Raw genomic sequence first — 2640 nt, forward strand, 5'->3', positions numbered from 1 at the left:
CGCCGCCCGAGCGGGCACCGGGCCAGCGATCTGCACGCCGAGCGCGGAGCCGACGCCGACCGGGTGTTCATCGAGCAGCACGGATGGGAGGCCAGTGTCGAGCGGGACGGCGACGGCTGGATCATCGACCCGCGCGGGCGGGCCTCGATCCGACCGCAGCCGGAGCAGTTTTCTCTCATCTAAGAGAGGCATCTTGGGTAGATGCAAAATCCCTGAGATGCTATGTGTGAATTGAAGGGCGCCATGCTGCCGAGCGAGGCTTGCCCGCATCAGAATATCCTTGTGGTGAGGATAGCACTGGCCCCGCTTCGGCGGGGCCTTCTTTTATCCTGGTGCTGCCCAATATGCCCGGCGAGGCGGGACTTCGCCCCACCGCGCCGGCCCTGCGCTATTCGCGCGGAACCGCTTCGCGGAGGCTAGATCCTGCCCCGACGCCCGCTGCCTATTTCAGTGGATTAAGAGAGGTTTTGTCTTTGCGATCCTAAGAAATTGCGATTTGATACGGATGAGAACTAAACATGACCATTCTCAGCGAAATACTTTAGGACCAAGGAGATATGAATGAGAACCTTTGCCGAGTTTCAGATTGTCGGGCGGGTTGGCAAGATCAAGGAAGTTGGCCGCGCCCTGAAGGTCAGCCTTGCCGCGGAGTATGGCCGCAAGGACAACAACGGTGACTTTCAGTCGAACCCTTTCTGGAACGAAGTCACGATCTTCAACGAGAACATTATGAACTGGGCTAGAACCAATGTAGCCCCCGGTGATCTGGTACGCGCAACGGGCACGATGCGCGAGGCAACATGGGAGGACAAAGACGGCTCCACCCGCTACGGCACCACCTTGGCTGTTGAAACTTTCGACAACTACACCTTGGCCGTGAAGCGCCAGATCGAGCGGCAGGCGACAGCCTGATACTCACGAGGCCCGCCATGCTGGAGGCGCAGCTCCTATCCTGTATCGCGGAGACCGGGTTTACAGGATCGAGCGCGCCATCTTGGCATCCGGCTTGGTGCCTCCGCTCCTTTAAGCGCCTGTCGATTTGATGCGGCCAGTGTGCTTCGGCCCGGGCAGGCGCAAGGGCTAAAGCCCTTCTCCGCTTCGCTGCGACCCTGCGGGTGCGCCTGCCCTTAAAGCCTACGCCCCTTTGAGCCGCAATCGGCACTCACTCAAAGGAGCTACCACCATGACCAAGATCCTCGCTACTCTGCGCTCGATCCTGAAAACCCTCACCACCAAGGCCAAGATCAGCGTTTCCGTCGCCCTAAGCGTTCCGGGCTTTCTCAAGGTCGAGGTCAGCTATGCCCGCGACCTTACAGAACCACGGAAGGGCAAAGACGCCTAGCGCCGTCCAGCCCGCCCTACGGGCGGGCTTTCGCCTCCGCTCGATCAGCAGCGGGCCCTATAACGGCGTTCGCGAATGAACGCACGAACTCACGGTCGAACTTCGCCGGGATTTCAAAAAGCGGTATAGCGGCTTGCGAAAGAGCTTGCCTCTTGGCTTGGTCACTTGCTTCTGCACGGCTGCGGCTTTTTTCAGTGTTCCCGTAGTGACCGCTGCCTTGATACTCCACTACAACCGTGACTTCCAAAAGCGGATTGAGAATTACAAAGTCGGCCCGCTTTGAGTTCATTGACATAAACTTACCGAAATTGCGATTTGCTAGAAAGCCTCCGTAAGCAACTTGGCACAACACTGTCCAGTTGGACGGTAGTTCTTCTTGGAGCATTCTGAAAAGACGAATTTCGGCTTTATTCATCAACGGCTTTTTTGTGAATGAGGACGCAACAATCTTCTTTTTCGAGAGTGCGGTAACGACCAAAATTACAACGGCCGCCAACGCAATTAGTGTCAAAATGACTGGTGAAATATTCATTGATATTACTTTCGTTAGTTTGCGCGGTGGTTCAAGGGATCAAGGACGCATCCCGTCCTTTGGCCGGGACCGCGCTCTAGGCTCCGGCCGGCTGTCGCCGGCCTCCACCCCGAGCCTGGACCCCTGTCCCTCCTTTGCGCCTTTTCCCGCGCCGCCTGTCTCGTCCCGAGCCAGCCCGAGCGGGGCGCAATAGTCGGTTCAGCGGCCCAGTCTCGGCCCTGCGGGTGACGATCGCTTGCGCGGGAGCCCGGTTGTCCAGCCTCGTGACGCAACGACCTTGGGAGTGAAGGAGTGGGGCCGAAGCAGGCTGTGAGCGAGACCACAGGGATCGAGCGGCAGCCTGTGGGCAACCGGACGGGGGCTTGTGTGATCCGAACTATCCGTGAGGTTCCGTCTCTAAACCGTGCTATTCCATAGGTGCCGTTGATTGCGTAAACGTGCCATCAGCCGATAGGTCTGCGACAATCCTTTCTGCATCTTCAGGATAGTATCGCGGCAAAGCTGCGAATTGTCGCCTGAACTCACCAGTGCGTTCAATCTCCCCGCCCAAGATACGCTCATCCCGAACCATCAAGATGTAACGTCCGGGTCTAGGGTAGCCGATAACCCCGCCGCAATCTTGAATGTCCTGCTCAGTAGGTTTGAAGGTTCGCATCTAATTCCCTGCCAAGTAATTGATACTGATAAGACATTGTAGGCCAGACCTTACCACAGGTCCACTCGCCTCCCTTCGCTCTGTGATGGCGCGTCCAGCTCGCGGCCCTGC

At 57.9% G+C, this 2640-nt stretch carries 3 protein-coding genes and 1 pseudogene; 3 read left to right on the forward strand and 1 reads right to left on the reverse strand.

Features of this window, described 5'->3' with window-relative positions:
- The 3 genes and pseudogenes from SY26_RS21750 to SY26_RS21450 all read left to right on the forward strand — a co-directional run.
- Positions 1-183: pseudogene (locus SY26_RS21750) on the forward strand (hypothetical protein); the annotation flags it as partial.
- 378 nt (positions 184-561) lie between these two features.
- Complete coding sequence (locus SY26_RS19595; protein ID WP_046001965.1) at positions 562-912, forward strand: single-stranded DNA-binding protein; 351 nt, start codon at positions 562-564, stop codon at positions 910-912.
- Positions 913-1183: 271 nt separating this feature from the next.
- Positions 1184-1342: a hypothetical protein gene (locus SY26_RS21450; RefSeq protein ID WP_157020563.1), complete on the forward strand. Its 159-nt coding sequence runs from the start codon at positions 1184-1186 to the stop codon at positions 1340-1342.
- Between the two features lie 16 nt (positions 1343-1358).
- Here SY26_RS21450 and SY26_RS20865 read toward each other — a convergent pair whose 3' ends face one another.
- Positions 1359-1874 (reverse strand): DUF2726 domain-containing protein, encoded by a 516-nt coding sequence (locus SY26_RS20865; protein ID WP_084693985.1) that lies wholly within the window; start codon positions 1872-1874, stop codon positions 1359-1361.
- Positions 1875-2640: the final 766 nt, after the last annotated feature.

It is taken from the genome of Paracoccus sp. 228, from assembly GCF_000967825.1.
Lineage (GTDB): Bacteria > Pseudomonadota > Alphaproteobacteria > Rhodobacterales > Rhodobacteraceae > Paracoccus > Paracoccus marcusii.